General features: G+C 57.9%; 15 protein-coding genes and 2 tRNA genes. 6 read left to right on the top strand and 11 right to left on the bottom strand.

Annotated elements, in window-relative coordinates; translation table 11 throughout:
• Positions 1 to 165 precede the first annotated feature (165 nt).
• The 4 genes from HMPREF2849_RS00385 to gyrA form a co-directional block, all read right to left on the bottom strand.
• A tRNA-Ala gene (locus tag HMPREF2849_RS00385) sits at positions 166 to 238 on the bottom strand.
• A 31-nt stretch (positions 239 to 269) separates the two neighbouring features.
• Positions 270 to 343: transfer RNA gene (locus tag HMPREF2849_RS00380), tRNA-Ile, on the bottom strand.
• 203 nt (positions 344 to 546) lie between these two features.
• Positions 547 to 879 (bottom strand): DUF3566 domain-containing protein, encoded by a 333-nt coding sequence (locus HMPREF2849_RS00375; RefSeq protein ID WP_016421749.1) that lies wholly within the window; start codon positions 877 to 879, stop codon positions 547 to 549.
• 4 nt (positions 880 to 883) lie between these two features.
• Complete coding sequence (gene gyrA, locus HMPREF2849_RS00370) at positions 884 to 3,400, bottom strand: DNA gyrase subunit A (protein ID WP_246822063.1); 2,517 nt, start codon at positions 3,398 to 3,400, stop codon at positions 884 to 886.
• A gap of 270 nt (positions 3,401 to 3,670) precedes the next feature.
• Here gyrA and HMPREF2849_RS00365 point away from each other — a divergent pair, with 270 nt between their 5' ends.
• Both HMPREF2849_RS00365 and HMPREF2849_RS00360 read left to right on the top strand, forming a co-directional pair.
• Positions 3,671 to 3,898 carry a CopG family transcriptional regulator gene (locus HMPREF2849_RS00365; protein WP_070439209.1) on the top strand — a complete coding sequence of 76 codons (228 nt, stop codon included), beginning with the start codon at positions 3,671 to 3,673 and terminating at the stop codon, positions 3,896 to 3,898.
• A complete protein-coding gene (locus HMPREF2849_RS00360) occupies positions 3,895 to 4,233 on the top strand; it encodes a hypothetical protein (RefSeq protein ID WP_049181939.1) in 339 nt (112 codons plus the stop codon). The genes HMPREF2849_RS00365 and HMPREF2849_RS00360 overlap by 4 nt, the downstream gene beginning before the upstream one ends.
• 13 nt (positions 4,234 to 4,246) lie before the next feature.
• Here HMPREF2849_RS00360 and HMPREF2849_RS00355 read toward each other — a convergent pair whose 3' ends face one another.
• From HMPREF2849_RS00355 to dnaA, 7 genes are all read right to left on the bottom strand, one after another.
• Complete coding sequence (locus HMPREF2849_RS00355) at positions 4,247 to 6,199, bottom strand: alkaline phosphatase family protein (protein ID WP_070439206.1); 1,953 nt, start codon at positions 6,197 to 6,199, stop codon at positions 4,247 to 4,249.
• Between the two features lie 47 nt (positions 6,200 to 6,246).
• Positions 6,247 to 7,143: an alpha/beta fold hydrolase gene (locus HMPREF2849_RS00350; RefSeq protein ID WP_368664798.1), complete on the bottom strand. Its 897-nt coding sequence runs from the start codon at positions 7,141 to 7,143 to the stop codon at positions 6,247 to 6,249.
• A gap of 74 nt (positions 7,144 to 7,217) precedes the next feature.
• Positions 7,218 to 9,257, bottom strand: coding sequence for a DNA topoisomerase (ATP-hydrolyzing) subunit B (gene gyrB, locus HMPREF2849_RS00345; RefSeq protein WP_016421743.1), 2,040 nt, complete (start codon positions 9,255 to 9,257; stop codon positions 7,218 to 7,220).
• A gap of 289 nt (positions 9,258 to 9,546) precedes the next feature.
• Positions 9,547 to 10,209 carry a DciA family protein gene (locus tag HMPREF2849_RS00340; protein WP_049170117.1) on the bottom strand — a complete coding sequence of 221 codons (663 nt, stop codon included), beginning with the start codon at positions 10,207 to 10,209 and terminating at the stop codon, positions 9,547 to 9,549.
• 5 nt (positions 10,210 to 10,214) lie between these two features.
• The gene (recF, locus tag HMPREF2849_RS00335) at positions 10,215 to 11,414 is read right to left on the bottom strand and encodes a DNA replication/repair protein RecF (protein ID WP_048731375.1); all 1,200 of its coding nucleotides are present in this window, start codon (positions 11,412 to 11,414) and stop codon (positions 10,215 to 10,217) included.
• A 9-nt stretch (positions 11,415 to 11,423) separates the two neighbouring features.
• Positions 11,424 to 12,614 (bottom strand): DNA polymerase III subunit beta, encoded by a 1,191-nt coding sequence (dnaN, locus tag HMPREF2849_RS00330; RefSeq protein WP_048731377.1) that lies wholly within the window; start codon positions 12,612 to 12,614, stop codon positions 11,424 to 11,426.
• 502 nt (positions 12,615 to 13,116) lie between these two features.
• Positions 13,117 to 14,865, bottom strand: a complete 1,749-nt coding sequence (gene dnaA, locus HMPREF2849_RS00325) for a chromosomal replication initiator protein DnaA (RefSeq protein ID WP_048731378.1) — start codon at positions 14,863 to 14,865, stop codon at positions 13,117 to 13,119.
• A gap of 694 nt (positions 14,866 to 15,559) precedes the next feature.
• On the opposite strand from dnaA, the gene rpmH reads away from it, so the two are divergent.
• The 4 genes from rpmH to yidC all read left to right on the top strand — a co-directional run bounded on the left by rpmH (position 15,560) and on the right by yidC (position 17,625).
• Positions 15,560 to 15,697, top strand: coding sequence for a 50S ribosomal protein L34 (rpmH, locus tag HMPREF2849_RS00320; RefSeq protein ID WP_005511646.1), 138 nt, complete (start codon positions 15,560 to 15,562; stop codon positions 15,695 to 15,697).
• A gap of 20 nt (positions 15,698 to 15,717) precedes the next feature.
• Complete coding sequence (rnpA, locus tag HMPREF2849_RS00315) at positions 15,718 to 16,098, top strand: ribonuclease P protein component (protein WP_049170110.1); 381 nt, start codon at positions 15,718 to 15,720, stop codon at positions 16,096 to 16,098.
• Complete coding sequence (gene yidD / locus HMPREF2849_RS10895) at positions 16,058 to 16,390, top strand: membrane protein insertion efficiency factor YidD (protein ID WP_080969543.1); 333 nt, start codon at positions 16,058 to 16,060, stop codon at positions 16,388 to 16,390. The genes rnpA and yidD overlap by 41 nt, the downstream gene beginning before the upstream one ends.
• Positions 16,391 to 16,476: 86 nt before the next feature.
• Positions 16,477 to 17,625: a membrane protein insertase YidC gene (gene yidC, locus HMPREF2849_RS00310; protein ID WP_049189412.1), complete on the top strand. Its 1,149-nt coding sequence runs from the start codon at positions 16,477 to 16,479 to the stop codon at positions 17,623 to 17,625.
• Positions 17,626 to 17,807 lie beyond the last annotated feature (182 nt).

The following is a 17,807-nucleotide window of genomic DNA, read 5'->3' as shown; positions in this document are numbered from 1 at the left end:
GGCTGCAAATGTGAAACTGTGCAAGTTTATGACAGTTTCAAGCCATTTTTCACGCCATTTTTGTCATAAACGCAGTCAGTAACTCGGCGTTCTTGCCCCCTCCCCTTCTACATCCCCAAAACGCAAAAATCCCCCGGCCTTACGACCGGGGGATTTTGTTCCGTGTGGAGCTTAGGGGAATCGAACCCCTGACCTCCTGCTTGCAAAGCAGGTGCTCTACCAATTGAGCTAAAGCCCCGTACACCGAGCAATTATACCTTGTTCGGCAGTGGGCCTAGGAGGACTTGAACCTCCGACCCCTTCGTTATCAGCGAAGTGCTCTAACCGCCTGAGCTATAGGCCCCGTGGAACGAGATATAACTTAACCCGTAACCATGACACTTCACAAATCGACTGGTCAGCGGCCTAAATATTGAGTTAAAAAGCAGTCATTAAGTAGTCATTACGGCTACTCCATAACCAGATCACTGAAAACACCTCTGAACCAACGCGGCCCCGGGGCCACCGAACGGGGGTGACACCGGGGCCAGCGGGAGGCTAGGCAGCCTAGTCGTCGTCGGCAAGCGAAATCTTGAGACCTCCGACGAGACCGCCGCAAGCGTTGTAGATGACCGCGCCGAGGGCCATGAGCCCAATCGACAGCACCCACCACAGCGCTCCTACAGCGGCCGCCAGGCCAAGGACGAGACCCGCGCTGATGGAATCCTCCCCGCCGACCATTTCACTAATCGGAGCGAGCAATCCCATCCCGGAGAGCAAGAGGTAGAGCAGGCCAACCGCGGCAAGCCAGACGAGGAAGCAAATGAAACCAGTGGCCGCCGTAATGCGCATGGCGGACCAGGGGCTCACCTTGTCGACTACCAAGTTAGTTTCGGCCATGCGCTTACTCCTTCTCCGCCTCCGAGTCACCGGACTCGGCAGCGCCGGTGCTCTTGGTGGCGCCGGTGCGCTTCGGGACTACGTCCAAGGTTCCGGCCTCAGAGACCTTAGAAGCGGTCTCTTCGCCCTCATCCTCGACGTTGCGGTCGATAGCCAGCAGTTCCACGCCGTCAGCGAGGTTGACCAGGCGCACGCCCTTAGTGGCACGCGAGGTGGCGCGAATCTCGTTGACGTTGGTGCGGATGATGTCGCCGGCGGAGGTGACAGCGAAGATTTCGTCGTCGTTGTCCACCACCAGGGCGCCCATCAGCGGACCACGCTTCGGGTCGTACTTGAGCGTCAGCACGCCCATACCGCCGCGGTTCTGCGGGGTGTACTCGCTGAGCTTGGTCTTCTTGCCGAAGCCGCCGGTCGTTGCGACCAGCAGGTTGTGCTCTTCCTCGACCACGACCATGCTGAGCAGCTTGTCGTCGCCCTTGAAGCGCATGCCCTGGACACCGGCAGTGGCGCGGCCCATCGGGCGCAGCGCGTCGTCGGAGGCGGTGAAGCGGATAGCCTGGCCGCGCTCGGAGACGAGCAGCAGGTCATCGTCCGAAGAGCACAGACGAGCACCGATGAGGGAGTCGCCTTCGCGCAGGTTGATGGCAATTAGGCCAGCGGAACGAGCGGACTCGTAGTCCTCCAGGCGAGACTTCTTGACCTTGCCCTCGCTGGTGGCCAGCACCAGGTACGGGCTGTCCTGGTAGCTCTGAATCTGCAGCACCTCGGCGATACGCTCCTCCGGCTGGAACTCCAGCAGATTGGCGACATGCTGGCCGCGGGCAGCGCGAGTGGCCTCCGGCAGTTCGTAGGCCTTGAGTCGGTAGACGCGACCCTTGTTGGTGAAGAACAAAATCCAGTCGTGCGTGGAGCAGACGAAGAAGTGGCGGACAATGTCGTCCTGCTTCAGGTCCGCACCGCGCACGCCCTTGCCACCACGGCGCTGGGCCTTGTAGGCATCGACCTTGGTGCGCTTGGCGTAGCCCGTGGAAGTAATGGTCACAACCACGTTTTCGCGGGCGATGAGGTCCTCTTCGGTGACGTCGCCCTCAGCGGCCACAATCTGGGTACGACGGTCATCGCCGTACTTCTCCACGACCTCGCCCAGCTCTTCCTTGACGATGGCGCGCTGACGCTCCGGCTTGGCCAGGATGTCCTTCAGGTCGGCGATCTCGAGCTCGATCTCAGCCAACTCGTCAATGATCTTCTGGCGCTCCAGAGCAGCCAGGCGACGCAGCTGCATCGCCAAAATGGCGTCAGCCTGAATCTCGTCGATTTCGAGCAGACCCATCAGGCCCGTGCGCGCGGTATCAACCGTGGCGGACCGGCGAATCAGGGCGATGACCTCGTCCAACATATCCAGAGCCTTGACCAGGCCGCGCAGGATATGGGCGCGCTTTTCCTTCTCGTCCAGGCGGAACTGGGTCCGTCGAACAATGACCTCAATCTGGTGGGCGACGTACAGCGTCACCATCTGGTCAATACGCAGCGTGCGTGGCACACCGTCGACGATGGCGAGCATGTTCGCACCGAAGCTGGTCTGCAGCTGGGAGTGCTTGTACAGGTTGTTCAGCACCACACGCGGCACGGCGTCGCGCTTGAGCTTGACGACGATGCGCATGCCCCACTTCAGATCAGATTCGTCATCAATGGAGGCAATGCCCTGCAGACGCCCGTCCTTGACCTGATCTGCGATGTTGGCAATCATGCGGTCCGGGTTGACCTGGTACGGCAGCTCAGTGATGACAATCGACTGACGAGTGCCCTCCTGCTCAATCGAGGTCACACCGCGCATGCGGATCGAACCGCGACCGGTGGTGTAGGCCTCCTTGATGCCCTTGTCGCCGACAATCTGGGCGGCAGTTGGGAAATCCGGACCCTTGATGCGCTCCATGACCGCATCCAGCGTGGTCTTTTCATCCGCTTCCGGGTTGTCCAGGCACCAGTTAATGGCATCCGCGACCTCACGGAGGTTGTGCGGTGGGATGTTGGTGGCCATACCGACGGCAATACCGCCGGAGCCGTTCATCAACAGCTGCGGGACACGCGACGGCAGAATAACCGGCTCTGTCGTACGACCGTCGTAGTTCGGCTGGAAATCGACGGTGTTTTCGCGAATGTCGCGCACCATTTCCATGGCCAACGGCGTCAGACGGGCCTCGGTGTAACGCATAGCTGCGGGGCCGTCGTCACCGCGGGAGCCGAAGTTACCCTGACCGTCGACAAGCGGATAGCGCATGGACCACGGCTGCGCCATGCGCACCATGGTGTCGTAAATAGCTCTGTCGCCGTGCGGGTGGTAGTTACCCATCGTGTCCGAAACCGGCTTTGCGGACTTCACATAGCCGCGCTCCGGGCGGTAGCCGTTGTCGAACATGGCGTAGAGAATGCGGCGGTGCACCGGCTTGAGACCATCACGGATCTCCGGCAGCGCACGGCCAACAATCACGCTCATGGCGTAGTCGATATAGCTCGACTGCATCTCTTCATTGATGTCGATCGGGCGAACCTGGTGGCCCAATACTCCACTTCCGAAAGATGAGCCGTCGTTGTTATTATCGTCGCTCAATGACTGCTTCCTTTACTTAAAAGAGGTTCGCATCCATTCTACAGGGCCTTAGAGCCCGCTTTACGACGCCGTGTGCAACTTTTCGATACCATTGTGGTATCAAATCTGGGGTTTTAGGCCTGATAGCGGAAACAAACCAGCGCAGTTAAGAAGCGCGGCTAGGTAGCAAGGAGCAAGTGCACGATGGCGATGACCTTAAGGCTCACGAAAGAACAGGACACCGCCCTGGCGCTGCTGGCGCAAATGGGGGGCGTATCCAAACACGAGGCCGTCATTCGCGCCATTGAATCCGCCGCCGCGAGAGCCCTTCAACAAGGCCAGGCCAGGGAAATCACCGCAAGTGTGACTGATACCGACATGGCGCTGCTGCGAAAGTTGAGCTCCCCGAGCCCCCGGGGAGCAGAGGAATGAGTGCGCCCCAAGTTCAGCCTCTCAGCGAGGCCGCAATCCTGGCGGCTACCGACGAACTGGTGGCCAAAGTGCCGGAATTGGCTGACGCTACACTTGTGCGACCATGGGCAATCAGCGCCATTGCTGCCGCCAGCTCAGGTGTCATTGCTGGTCACCGCAGCTTTCCCACGGTTTCTGCGGCTGCACAAGCGGTCGCTTACGCAACGTTTCACGTGAAACCACTGAGTTTCGGAAACACCGCGCTGGGCGCACTACTTGCGCACATACTCCTCACCACTAATGGCGAAGAAGTGTCATTCACAGAGACATGGAAACTGGTCAAAAGCGGCATTTAGCCAAAGACGCGGCCTAGTCGATTTTCCGGGTGAACGGGCTCGTCGGAATGCGATTACCGGACTCCAGTCGACCCGTGTAATACGCCGTGGCCTCACCTTCAGTCAGCTCGACCTCGTACCAGCCATCACGGACATAATCAGCCGTTCGGTCCTGCCCGCCGACGAGAACACGTCCCGACACGTGCTCCAAAGTGACCTCCGGCAACTCCTTCGCCGTCTTGCTGAACACACGCAGGAAGCGGTCCGGGCCGCACACGGTAAGTTCGCGGTCTAGAAGTCCAATTCGCAGCTCTAATGTGCCGAGCACGGTGTGGTGCTCTACCTTGTTACCACTGTAAACAGCGAAAACAGCCTCACGGGAACCGTCGTTGACCAGCACAAGGTTGCCGTCTTTAAGGTAGGCGTGAAGCCGGTACGGTGTTGGCAGCGCGGTCGCCTGCTCGGACTCCTGCACTGGATAGTCACCGGCCGGCTCCGCCTCCCAGCGCTTCACAAACTCCGGTGCTGGCCCCGGCTGCTCTGGAAGCTGCATTCCCGCAGATGCCGAGAAGTCGAGTGTGGATACCAAATCACCACATACCCGACGACGCCAATCAGTGATATTTCCGCAGCTCACGCCGGTGACTTGCTCCAGGAAACGGATCACCGAAGTGTGATCGAAGACCTCTGAGGACACCAAACCACCCACCGACCACGGTGAAATGACAGTCATCGGGACACGGAACCCGAGCCCCTTCGGCTTGCCCAGGTACCACTCCCCCGGCTCATTCTTCGGCGGCAGCGGCGGCACCACATGGTCGAAGTAACCATCAAACTCGTCAAAGTTAATCAGGAAGACGGTCTTGGCCCACACCTCCGGGTTGGAGGCCAACGCATCCAACAGGCGGTAAGTGATATTCGCCGACTGAATCGGCGAGGACGCTCCCGGGTGCTCGCTTTCCGCGGCCGAAGGCACAATCCAGGACACCTTTGGCAGCTCCCCAGATTCAACATCCCGTCGGAAAGCGTCGGTTAGCGTGCCCGGCTGGCGGCGGTGCAGCGCGCGATCATAGAGATCCCGTTCCGCCTCAGGCAGCTTCTCCACAGCGGCATTCAGGCGGTCGACCATCTGCTGCTGCTCTGCAGTTGGCGGCGTGCCATCACCCATCGCCCCAAGCAACTCATAAAAGCCAGTCAGATCGAGCCCTGGCAGTCCGGCCTCGCGGATGACCTTGCGGCCAATATTTCGAAACGCGGCGAAGAAATCCAGGTTGTTGTCCGTGTAGTTATCCCACTCCTGGTAGACGCGCCATGGCACCCCAGCCGCCGAGAGATCCTCGGCATACGTGCGCCACCTGTACCCCGGGTGCGTCGACTCGTACGCCGCATTGCCAACCGCTCCAGTCCCCCACGGTTCCTTTCGGGTATCACCCGAGAAGAGGTAGTTACGGTTCGGGCTTGTCGACGTAGGCATTGAAGAAAAGTAGCCATCACAGATAGTGAATGTCTCTGCGAGTGCGAATTGGAACGCGATGTCCTGACGGTCATAGCAGGCCATCGTGCCTTTGCCCTTAGCCTCAATCCAGCCGTTGCAGCGTCCACCGTTTAGTGCAATCTGCCCGTCCTCCCAACCGTGCGGAAGACTTGCAATGTACTCCACCGAAAGATCACCGCGATTCGCAGCGTTTCGAATTAGGTACGGGCTAATCCCACTCTGGTTAAAAACACCCGGCAAAGCGGAATTGTCGTTGTACCCCCGCACACCTCGGAGAGTGCCGAAGTAGTGATCAAAAGAGCGGTTTTCCTGCATCAACACGACAACGTGCTCAACCTGGTCGAGGGAGCCAGCCGGTCGGGGCTGCGCGAGTGCATGGCGCAATGATGGCGGCAGCAGCGTGCTCGCAGCGGTGACGGCACCGACTCCTGCGGCAGTCTGCAGGAAATGTCGACGGGAAAACTCAGATATATTTTTAGGTGAAGTTGCCATAGGCATCTACGTTAAGAAGCGCAGATTACCAGCCGGCGAACTGCCGCTTAATTCTCCTCGATAAATCGCTCGAAACGGTCAACCACAGCCTGTGGCTCACGCGCCCACTGATTATGGCCAAGGCGCTGCTCAATGAACTCGTACTTCGCAGACTTAGGCAACATCCGAGCTAGCGCTTGCGCAGATTCCGCTGGGCAATCACGGTCACCGCCACAGTTCAGCAATAACGCTGGGGTAGTTACTTTCGGCATCTCAGCGGCATAGTCGATGTCTGCACCCCGTGGTCGCAGCAAGCCCGTGCGCGAGAAGCGCGCCCACTCCACCACATGATTGCGAGCCTGCCGACCGTAACCGGCCACATCGAACCTGCCTGCCGGCCAATAACCCAAAATCTGGGATACCACCTGCATAAATGGTGCACCGTAACGAAGCCGCTTGTACTCGTTGCCAGTAAAACACCTATAGTGCGGGGTGCCGGATCCGACCATCACCACGCCGGCCACATCCGCTTCCGGTCGGGCCAAATACAGAGAAGCAATCTGGCCGCCCATGGAATGACACAGCAAATAAACGGGAAGCTTCTCCCCTGCTGCCAGATGGTCGAATTCCTTCCGAGCACGAGCCACCGCCAAGGGATAATCCACCGACGCTAAATCCTGGTAGCCCCAATTGTGACGGCGGGTGGCCACCGCAGTCTGGTTACCCTGGCCGCGTAACTCCGAGGTCAGGACGCAAAAACCTCGACGCTGTAACTCTTGGGCAATCGGCCGGTAGTAGCGAGCACCCATGCCAAAGCCCGGCCAAATAACGACAATGCCCCGAGGCGAACCTTCGGGAAACCGAAGCGCCATCGGGGTCACGGAGCCATCTGGCAATGTCTCCTGCACAATACGTGGCTCGACTGGCGGTTCCCCGTTGACCATGCTTCCCCGAGTATCTTCCATTTCATAAACATTAATGGCTGAACGGAGGTTTTGTCAGGGGAACCGACAAGCCGATAACCAGACTTGGTATCGGCTTAGACGTCGAGGAAGCGAACGTCCTTCGCATTACGGGTAATGAACGAACGTCGTGAAGCGACGTCATCGCCCATCAGAATGGTGAACAGTTCGTCCGCCTTCTGCGCGTCCTCGAGGGCGACCTTACGCAGCACGCGGTGATCCGGATCCATGGTGGTATCCCACAGCTCAGCGGCGTTCATCTCACCGAGACCCTTGTAACGCTGAACACCATCGTCCTTGTTGATCTTGCGGTTGGCAGCCAGCCCCTCTTCCAGCAGCTGATCGCGCTCAGCATCGGAGTAGGCGTAGCCCGGCTCACCCTTGGCCCACTTGAGCTTGTACAGCGGCGGCTGGGCGAGGTAGACGTGCCCTTCATCAATCAGCGGACGCATCAGACGGAACAGCAGCGTCAGTAGCAGCGTGGCAATGTGCTGACCATCGACGTCGGCGTCGGCCATCAGCACAATCTTGTGGTAGCGCAGCTTCTCGATGTCGAATTCGTCGTGAATACCGGTGCCCAGCGCCGTAATAATGGCCTGGACCTCGTTATTCTTCAGAGTCTTATCCAGGCGCGCCTTCTCGACGTTCAAGATCTTACCGCGCAGCGGCAAAATGGCCTGGAACAGCGAGTTTCGGCCTGCCTTTGCAGAACCACCTGCGGAGTCACCCTCCACGATGAACAGCTCGGACTGCTTCGGATCCTTCGAACGGCAGTCCGCCAACTTACCCGGAAGACCGCCAAGATCGGTCGCGGACTTACGACGTACCAGGTCACGGGCCTTACGAGCCGCCTGACGGGCATGCGCCGAAGCAATGGCCTTGTTAACAATGGCCTTGGCCTCAGCCGGATTGGCCTCCAGCCAGTGACCGATGTGCTCATTAGTCATGCGCTGGACGAAGGAACGCACCTCGGTGTTACCCAGCTTCGTCTTCGTCTGGCCCTCGAACTGCGGATCGGCGACCTTCACCGAAATCACGGCAGCGAGACCTTCACGGCAGTCCTCGCCGGAGAGGTTGTTTTCCTTCTCCTTCAACAGGCGGTGCTCACGCGCATAGCGGTTCATCAGCGATGTCAACGCAGAACGGAAGCCCTCTTCGTGCGTGCCACCCTCAATGGTGTTAATGGTGTTGGCGAAGGTGTGCACCGACTCGGAGTAACCCGAGTTCCACTGCATGGCAATCTCGACCTCATGGCCGTCACCTGCAGCATCGAAGGAAATGATGGTCGGGTGGATGATGTTCTTCGACTTGTTCAGAGTCTCGACATAGTCCCGCAGACCATTCGGGTAGTGGAAGACCTTGCGGCGCTCCTTCGGCTTGGTGGTCTTCTCTGCCTTCTCCTTCTGCTCCTCAACCGCATCCTTGGCGATTTCAGCGGATTCGGTCTCCGCCTGCTCCGCCAGAGCCTCAGCCTCGAGCTCCTCCTCGGAGACACGCTTGTCCACCAACGTGATGGTCAGGCCCTTGTTCAAAAACGCCATCTCGCGCAGGCGGCGAGAAATGGTGTCGAACTTGAAATCGGTGGTCTCAAAAATCTCCGGGTCCGGCCAGAAACGCTGCGTGGTACCCGAACCGCGAGTCTTCTTACCTCGGATAATTTCTTCCGGAACAGCCTGGTCGAAGTTCTGGTACCAGGTGTAGCCATCGCGGATGACCTCGGTTTCCATGCGCGTCGACAGCGCGTTAACCACCGAAATACCCACACCGTGCAGACCACCGGAGACAGCGTAGGACTCGGAGTCAAACTTGCCGCCGGCGTGCAGCTGAGTCATAACCACCTGCACCGTCGGCATACCCGACGGGTGCATTTCGACAGGAATACCACGGCCGTTATCGCGGACCTGAACGCCGCCGTCTTCCAGCAGAGTGACCTCAACATCGGTGGCGTAACCCGCCATCGCCTCGTCGACGGAGTTGTCTACAACCTCCCACACCAGGTGGTGCAAGCCACGCTCACCAGTTGAGCCAATGTACATACCCGGCCGCTTACGCACGGCCTCGAGGCCCTCGAGGATGGTAATCGATGAGGCGTCATATTGATGTTCGGTAGCAGCCACGGTTCGGCGCGTCTCCTATTCTTGGTTCTCTCCCCGCACAACATTCGTCAGCGCGCGAAAAATAGGCCGGCGGTCAAGCGCTATCAGCGCCAGCCAGAACTACATAGGACTACTAGATAGGTCTGGCTAGTTTGGAAGTCGATAACGTCTCAAGAACCGCCTGCCGGTATTCTCCTGCCCATCTTACCCCAACGTAGTCCCCTACTGTGGATATAGCCGATGCGCTCAAAGGACCAAATTTCGCAGTTTTACGCATACCGACGGCTAATCGTAGACCGTTTACCGACCTTTACCCGTAAGTATCACGCGGTCCTCGGCCCTCGATGTGCAATTTGCCCTTGCGCCAATTCGGCGCTTTTGGCCCCAGCACCTTAATTTCCTCAACCACCCCATCGCCGACGCGTTCCGCAATCGACTTCAAAACCTGTCGCTGCGCTAGCCGCAGCTGTGTTGCCCATGCTGTCGATTGGCACTCGACCACCAAAGTGCCGTCCTTGAACTCCTTCACCTGGGAGTGTTCCGCAACAACCTTGCCGACCATCGAATCCCACTCCGTCATAATCACACCGTGGGCAATGTGGATCTGCCAGCCGCGATCAACTACTGCCTTATTCAGCACCGCACCAATCGGCGCAGGTCGACGGTCATATTTCCGGTACAGCCGAATCCCCGCCTCCTTCAATAGGCTCGGCGAAATCACCGTACCGGCACGATCTCGCACCACTGCTTGCGCTGCCCGCTGCTTATCGACGTCCGCAACAATCCCCTCCGCGGCCTTCACAGGCACACGGCTATCGAGGCCAGACCACGAGCCCTTCTTCTTCGGTGGCCGCTGGAGATTCGGTAACTTGTGACCGCCCTCCTTAGCGGCATCGCGCATGCGGAAAAAAGCGTCGCTGATCAGGTCCTTTTCTTCTTCCGGTGAGTTATCCGGCTCCATGTTCTCGACCATACCCGTCACTCTTCCGCGACTGGGTTTTCATCCAGCAGTGAGATTCGCCCCTGCTCAGTCTGCGCCACCGTCACCGTGTGATGAGTGACAGAAGAATCCTCGACCAGTGCCTGAGGCAACTCCTCCCCCACCGCCGAGGTGATCAACACCTGCTCAGCCTGCTGCGCGATTTCCATGAGAGCTTCCCGACGATGCCGGTCGAGCTCCGCAAACACGTCGTCAAGCACCAAGATCGGGTCGGGCCCATCGGCACGGAGCAAAAAGTACGCGCCGAGACGCAGCGCGAGTGCAAAAGACCAGGTCTCGCCGTGGCTAGCGAAGCCCTTGGCGGGGTCATTGCCGAGAATGAGGTTGAGATCATCGCGATGCGGACCAACGAGACAGGAACCGCGCTCAATCTCCGCGGTGCGGCGCTCCGCCATCTTCGTCAGCAGCAGTGCCTCGAGCAGCTCCGGTTCGCTGGGCAATGGCCCGCCATCCAGACTGTCGACCTTCGGCGCATAGGCAATCGTGGCTGGGCGCGAGTGCGGGGCAAGCGTGGCATAGGCCTCGCTGACATGCTCGGAAAGCTCGGCGATCAAATCCATGCGCGCAGCCATTAACGCCGCTCCCACCTGCGCCAATTGCGCATCCCAGGTATCCAGCGTGCTCAGTGCGGCCTGCCCCTCCGAGGAAGAATAGCCACGGCGCAGCGTCGAGCCCGCCGACTTCAGCAGCGCATTCTTCTGACGCAAAATCTTGTCATATTGAATGCGGATACCGGCGGACAGTGGCCGTCGTAAAGCGAGCAAATCATCGATGTATCGGCGACGGGAAGCGGGCTCGCCCTTGACCAGCGTGAGATCCTCGGGCGAGAAAAAGACCGACTTAACGATCCCCAGCAGCTCCCGCGGAGACTTCAGCCGCGTGCGATTGATCTGCGCCTGATTCGCGCGATGCGGATTGATGAGCAGATGCGCCGTCAGCTCGCGGCCATCATTGACCGCCGTCGCCGAAATGCGTGCCGACGGGGTCCCCGAACGAACCAGCGGAGCATCCGTAGACACTCGATGCGAGCCGAGCGTGGAGAGATATCCAACGGCCTCGACAATATTGGTCTTGCCGTAGCCATTTTGCCCGGTAAATACGGTAATTCCAGGCGTGAACTCGACTTCCAACTCCGGCCAGGAGCGGAAGTCCCGCAAGGACAAATACCGAATGTGCATAGCCGCAAACTAGCCCGGCAGGCGCACAGGCATCAGCAGGTAAGTGAAGTCGGTCTCCGGCGTTGGGTAGAAGCCGTCCTCACCGAGCTCCGGGATAGCTTCCGGCTCTGGAATGAGAATCGCGGGACGCGACGGCTGCGTAAAGCCCAGCAGAACGCGGTGGGAGCGAACAGCGCTGAGCCCCTCGAGCAGGTACTGCGGGTTGAAGGCGATCAGAAGTGGTTCCCCATAGAAGTTGCAGGCCACAGTCTCTTCTGCGTGACCGACCTCGTCGCCATGAGCGGAAAGGACAACCTGGCCATCGGAGAAGTCCATGCGAATCTGCGCACCGTGATCCGCCATCAGGGACACACGACGGATGGCATCCTGCAGCTGGTCAACACGAGCAACAGCCATGGAGGAATGCTGCTTCGGCAGCAGCGGACGGAACTTCGGGAACTCGGCGTCCAGCAGTCGCGTGGTAGTGCGACGAGGATCGGCGAGGATAGCCAGCAGGCCTTCGGAGCCGACCTCACGATCATCAGATCCGTCGCCGAATGCCAAGGTCACTGGCTCGCTGGAAGTGGTATCGAGAGTGCGGGCAGTCTCCGCGAAGGTCTTTGCCGGGATGAGCAGCTTGGTCTCCCCCTCCGGGATCTGCTCCCACTCGAAACTGCGAACCGCCAGGCGGAAACGGTCGGTGGCAGCGAGAGTGACCTCGTTACCTTCGGTTTCCATCCGGATGCCGGTCAGCATCGGCAGCGACTCATCCTTGCCGGCAGCGATAGCGACCTGACCAATAGCCTCAGCCAACAGAGCGGCATCGACAGTGCCGGTAGCAGCCGGAGCTTCTGGTAGCTGCGGGTAATCCTCCAAGGTCAGACTTGGCAGTTCGAAGCGGGAAGAACCACAGCGAACGATGACCTTCGTGCCATCAAAGTGCATCTCTACCTGCTTATTCGGCAGCTTAGAGACAATGTCAGAAACCAACTTTCCATTGACGGCGAAGCGACCGGGCTCATCGACCTCTGCGCTAATACGAATCTGAGTCGAGACCTCGTAGTCATAGCCAGCGAGCTGCAGACCATTGTCATCCGCGAGAAAAATCATGCCACGCAGAATCGGCTGAGTCGGGCGTGCAGGCAGGTTACGAGCAACCCAGCTCACCGCACCCGCGAGATCGTCCTTAGCCGCGCGAATACGGACTTCGGTCTGCTCCATCGTTCCTCCACCGGTATTGGATGTCTGTTATTAGCCGTCTTTTGTGTTGTCAGCACGCTATGTCAGCGCACATGACTGGAGTTACAAAGATTCCATCGTACAACTCTACTGCAGACTGCCAAAGACCTCACTGGGATTCTTGTAGTCCGTCTAGTGCTTGATCGTAGTTCTTACTCGTTCTTGGCATTTTCGAAGTTGTACGCCAGAGGTTGTTTTCCCGAGGTTGTGCGCAGGCCCCCTTTTATCTAGAAGTTTCTAGAGATTTTTAAAGTCGGGAGTAGTAATAGGGGGTGTGCACATTGTGAAATTACATGATTCCCGCTGGTCTTCACTGATTTCGCGCTGTGGATAACCAGTGCGTCTAGCTGTGGATAACTTGGGGTGTCTGTGGATAGTGTTCGGGCTTCATCTTTCATCCACAAAATTTACGAGTTGTCCACAGCTCTGTGCACGGAAAAACCGCAGTTAATAACAAGAATTCCGCACGCCGAGCCCAAGGTTTTTAAGCCGTGCCGCGAGCTCGGTCTCGAATGCGTGTAGTCAGGTCGTTGACCTGGTCCTTTGAGGGCTTCTTCTCCTGAATTTCCTTAACAATCTTGCGTTCAGCGTGCAAAACCGTCGAATGGTCACGATTTCCGAACTCCCGGCCAATCGACGGCAACGAAAGCTCAGTGAAGGACCTCGTCAAGTACATCGCAATCTGGCGAGCATGAGCGACCGGGCGAGTCTTACCCGGGCCCACCAAATCCGCAACCGTTAGGTCGAAGTACTCAGCCGTGGTGGAGATGATGATCTCCGGGGTAATCTGCACCTCGATTTCGTCGGCACCGAGGATCTCCTGCGCAAACTTCAAGGTCACAGGCTCATGAATCATGGATGCGTGAGCGCTAATCTGCAGTAGACGCCCCTCGAGCTCACGAATAGAAGACGAGGTGTTCTCCGCGATGTACTGGAGTACATCATGCGGAACGACCAAATCAGACAGCTGTGCCTTCTTCGACAGAATTGCGATTCGCGTCTCCAAGTCCGGGTATTGCAGATCCGGATTGAGCCCCCACTGGAAGCGGGTACGAAGGCGATCCTCCAGGGTCTTAAGCTCGCGTGGTGGGCGGTCCGACGACAGCACAATTTGGTGGTTGGACTGGTGCAGGGCATTGAACGTATGGAAGAACTCTTCCTGTGTACCTTCCTTGCCCTCCAAGAACTGGATGTCATCGATGATGAGCATGTCCAAATCGCGGTAGCGACGCTTGAAGGATTCCTGGGCGTCGTCACGCACGGAATTAATGAAGTCGTTGGTGAACTCTTCCGAGGAAACGTAACGAACCCGCAGGTTAGGGTACAAATGCTTGGCGTAGTGACCAATGCCGTGGAGCAGGTGCGTCTTGCCAAGACCCGAACCGCCGGAGATAAACAGCGGGTTGTAGGTGCGCCCCGGAGACTCTGCAACAGCGACGGCGGCTGCGGCGGCGAATTTGTTCTGCGGACCAATAACGAAGGTCTCGAAGGTGTAGTTCGGGTTGAGGGTGGGCTCCTCGAAAGGCATGCTCATCTCGGTTGGAGTGCCGTGGCTCTCGGAACGGAAAGGACTTGTGACCTGGCGCTGATCAGCAATAGTCATCGGATTCTCGGCAGATGAGTGCGAAAGCCCCTGGGCCATCGAATCTACGGCGTCCATCGATCGGCGTTGTGACTGGGCACTCTGCTGATTATGGACATTCGGCTGGTGCGTCTGCGACACCTGTGGCGTCTGCGTCGATCCCTGGTGCTGCTCGTGGAGATTGAAGTCGTTCGTATCTGCACTGGGGAACGGGTAGTTGCGGCCAGATTGCTGCTGGTGCTGCTGGTTTGGCTGTTGACGCTGAGCCTGCTGCGGACGCGAAGCTGCAGATGGCATCTGCCCCGAGTGCTGTGCAGATGGTTGAGTGGTCTCTGCTGCCTGGCTATCTTCAGCGTCGTCAGCAGGATCGGCAACGGTGATGACTGTTTCCAACTCCTCGCCGGTCAGCGAGGCTAAGACGGCCTCGATAATGCCCTTGAGCTCTTCTTTTACCAGTGCCTGCACCACTGGCGATTGAGTGCTGAGCAGGAAAAAACCTGGAAAGTCACCAGTGTGCGTCACTGACCGCAGCAGTGCCTTGTGTGGCGGGCGTAGTGGTGCAATGCCCAACTCCGGCGCACCTTCTGGTGAAGTCAGGATAGAAACGACCTGCTCCCAGAGTCCACCTGGCAATTCTGGTTGTTCGCTCACTGTGTGAATGTCCTTTTACATGTTTACGTTCATCAAATTTATCGAGGCGACCTGTTTTTGTGGAGTGTTTTTGGCATGGCGAGAGCGCCATATCTGCCCATTTGGGGGCTATTTCTTGTAATTCGCCCTGTGGGGTGTTTCTACACAAGGTGCTATACGCCCCGAGCAGGACTTCCACATGTTTGTCCACACCTGTGGATAAACCTTGTCGCTAATTGACTAACAGTTTATCCACAGTTTGCCCACAATGAAAAATAGCCCCCTAGTCTGCGTTTACCTAGGTAAACACGTTATTTCCCCTGCTCGCTGTGATTCATGGTGTGGAAGTTATCCACAGCTAATGGGATAAACACCCTGTGGATTGCAGTGCATAGGTCAGTATTTCCACAGGTCAACATCGGTACCGTCGGAAAACTTGGAAAATGATTCTCCAGGTAAATCCGGCGTGTTGATTTGAATTTCTCGCTCGATTCGACGTAACCTATCTGGGTGTTTCATATCCACTGAGATATGAGTCCGAGCTTGTGCTTGGACCCGACAGAACGCATGTAGCTTTCAATCTGTCGGTAAGTAATTTTTCCGTGCATCACGGGAATGCGTCAGACGCATCGCTGCCTCGCACTCGAAGCGAGGAGTTTACTGCGGTGTGTTCAGCGTGGACTCGTGGTCGTTTGAGTTTCAAGGAGTGTCAACCGTGTCGAAGCGGACGTTCCAGCCGAATAACCGCCGTCGTGCACGCGTGCACGGCTTCCGTACCCGTATGCGTACCCGTTCCGGTCGCGCCGTTGTGGCAGCACGCCGCAGCAAGGGCCGTGCCCGCCTGTCCGCTTAAGCAAGAGGACACCGATTTCGGTGCTCCCTCAGAGCAATAAGCTGCGTTCTTCGCGTGACTTCACGGTCACCGTACGACGTGGACGCCGAATCGGACGCAAGACCTTGGTCTTGCATATTCGTGACACCGCCGCTTCTGGCGGTGAAGATAAGACCGATACGCAGATTGCCAGGTTTGGTGGTCCGCGTGTCGGTCTTGTCGTATCTAAAGCTGTGGGCAACGCCGTGACTCGTCACGCTGTATCCCGCAGGCTCCGCCATGTTATGGCCGCGGCCGCGCAGAATCTTCCGTCCACCATGGACATTGTCGTTCGCGCGCTGCCTGCATCTGCCACAGCCACCAGCCAGGAGCTGTCCCACGATGTGCAATCGGCACTCGCCACATACGAACGTCGGCGCTAATTCGCTTGACGACGGCCCCCTCGCTCAGACCCCCGGCGCACGTGTGGCTGAGAGGGCGATTCTCTTCTACCGCCGTCGTATCTCTAATCTGAAGCCCACGAGCACATGTCGTTTTGAACCGACGTGCTCCGCATATGGTCTTGAGGCTGTGCGCCGTTTCGGAGCTATTCGTGGCCTGTGGCTGACTTTCTTGCGCATCTTCCGTTGCGCACCCTGGCATCCGGGTGGCTGGGATCCAGTTCCTGCCACATTCCCCGGCCTGGGTTCGTGGTTGAGGCGAATGCACAGGTAACCTCTAGTAATGCTTAGCCTTTGACGGGGCTTTGTAGACGAAGGCGCGAGTGCGCTGTCCCCTAAAGAACGGAGTGATCTTAGACCGTGCTCAATTTCGTGTATGTGCCGATTTCGGCCATCCTGTGGTTCTGGCATAAGGCCTCAGGTTTCCTATTCGATCCCTCCTCGGGTATCTCCTGGGTGCTGGCCATTATTTTGCTTGTGGTCACCATCCGTATCCTCCTGTTTAAGCCGATGCTGAACCAGCAGCGTTCTGCCATCAAGATGCAGCAGCTCGCTCCTGAGATGCAGGCCATCAAGGAGAAGTACAAGAACGATCAGCAGGCTCAGGCTCTTGCTATGCGCCAGCTACAGAAGGAAATGGGTGTCAACCCGCTCGGCGGCTGTTTGCCGATTCTGGTTCAGATGCCTGTGTTCATTGGCCTTTTCCACGTGCTGCGTTCGTTCAACCGAACGGGTACGACGGGCAATGCGCTTCGCATGTCGGTGGAGCAGAACTGGAATACGCCTAACTACGTCTTCGGTGTAGATGAGGTGCGGTCCTTCCTGCTGGCTCGTGTGCTCAATGCTCCACTGTCCAGTTCGGTTGGTATGGGCGAGGATCAATACGCAGCCTTTACTGTGCCTGGTACGCCTGCGGACTTCACCCGCATGGACATCATGATCGTTGCCATTCCGCTGATTGTTATCGCGGCACTTGCAACGCACTTCAACGCTCGCATGTCTGTTGACCGCACGCGTGCCCGCCAGGAAGCCGGTCTGGTGAAGCGCCAGGAAGGCGTTATGGGTCAGCAGATGGACATGATGAACAAGATGATGCTTTGGTTCTTCCCAATCATGATTCTTGTTACCGGTGCTTTCTGGCACATCGGCCTTCTTGTCTACATGGTGACTAACAACGTCTGGACCTACTTCCAGCAGCGCTACATCTTCGGCAAGCTGGATGAGGAAGAGAAGGAAGCTGTCGCAGCTAAGAAGGCTGCCAAGCGCGAGGCACAGGAGAAACTCGCTCCGAAGGTTGGCCAGAAGCCAATCAATCCGAAGAAGGGTGGCAAGCGTCAGGCAGCGCAGAATGCGCAGCAGGCGCAGTCCGGTCAGGCCTCTGCAGCGAACAAGGCTTCTAGCCATCTTCCGGATGGTAATTCGGGGAAGGGACAGCAGGGCCCAGCCTCGAAGCCAGCGCCAGGACAGAAACCCGCAAATCGGAAGAACCGGAAGCGGAAAAAGAAATAGCTGAAGTGGAATCGCCCTTCGTCTACATAAGTTAATTAATCGAAACGCCCCGCAGTTGATGCGGGGCGTTTTTGCTTGCCTTGGTGCTCTATCGAGCAAACAACGTCACTGTTATTACAGGCATGTAATTTTCTCCGGGGCCTGGAGTTTGGCATCCAACTTTGATCAATGTTTCACGTGAA

Source organism: Corynebacterium sp. HMSC073B01, assembly GCF_001838255.1.
Classification (GTDB): Bacteria; Actinomycetota; Actinomycetes; order Mycobacteriales; family Mycobacteriaceae; genus Corynebacterium; species Corynebacterium jeikeium_D.
The sequence above is the reverse complement of the archived record's forward strand: the minus strand, read 5'-3'. Positions and strand labels throughout refer to the sequence as shown.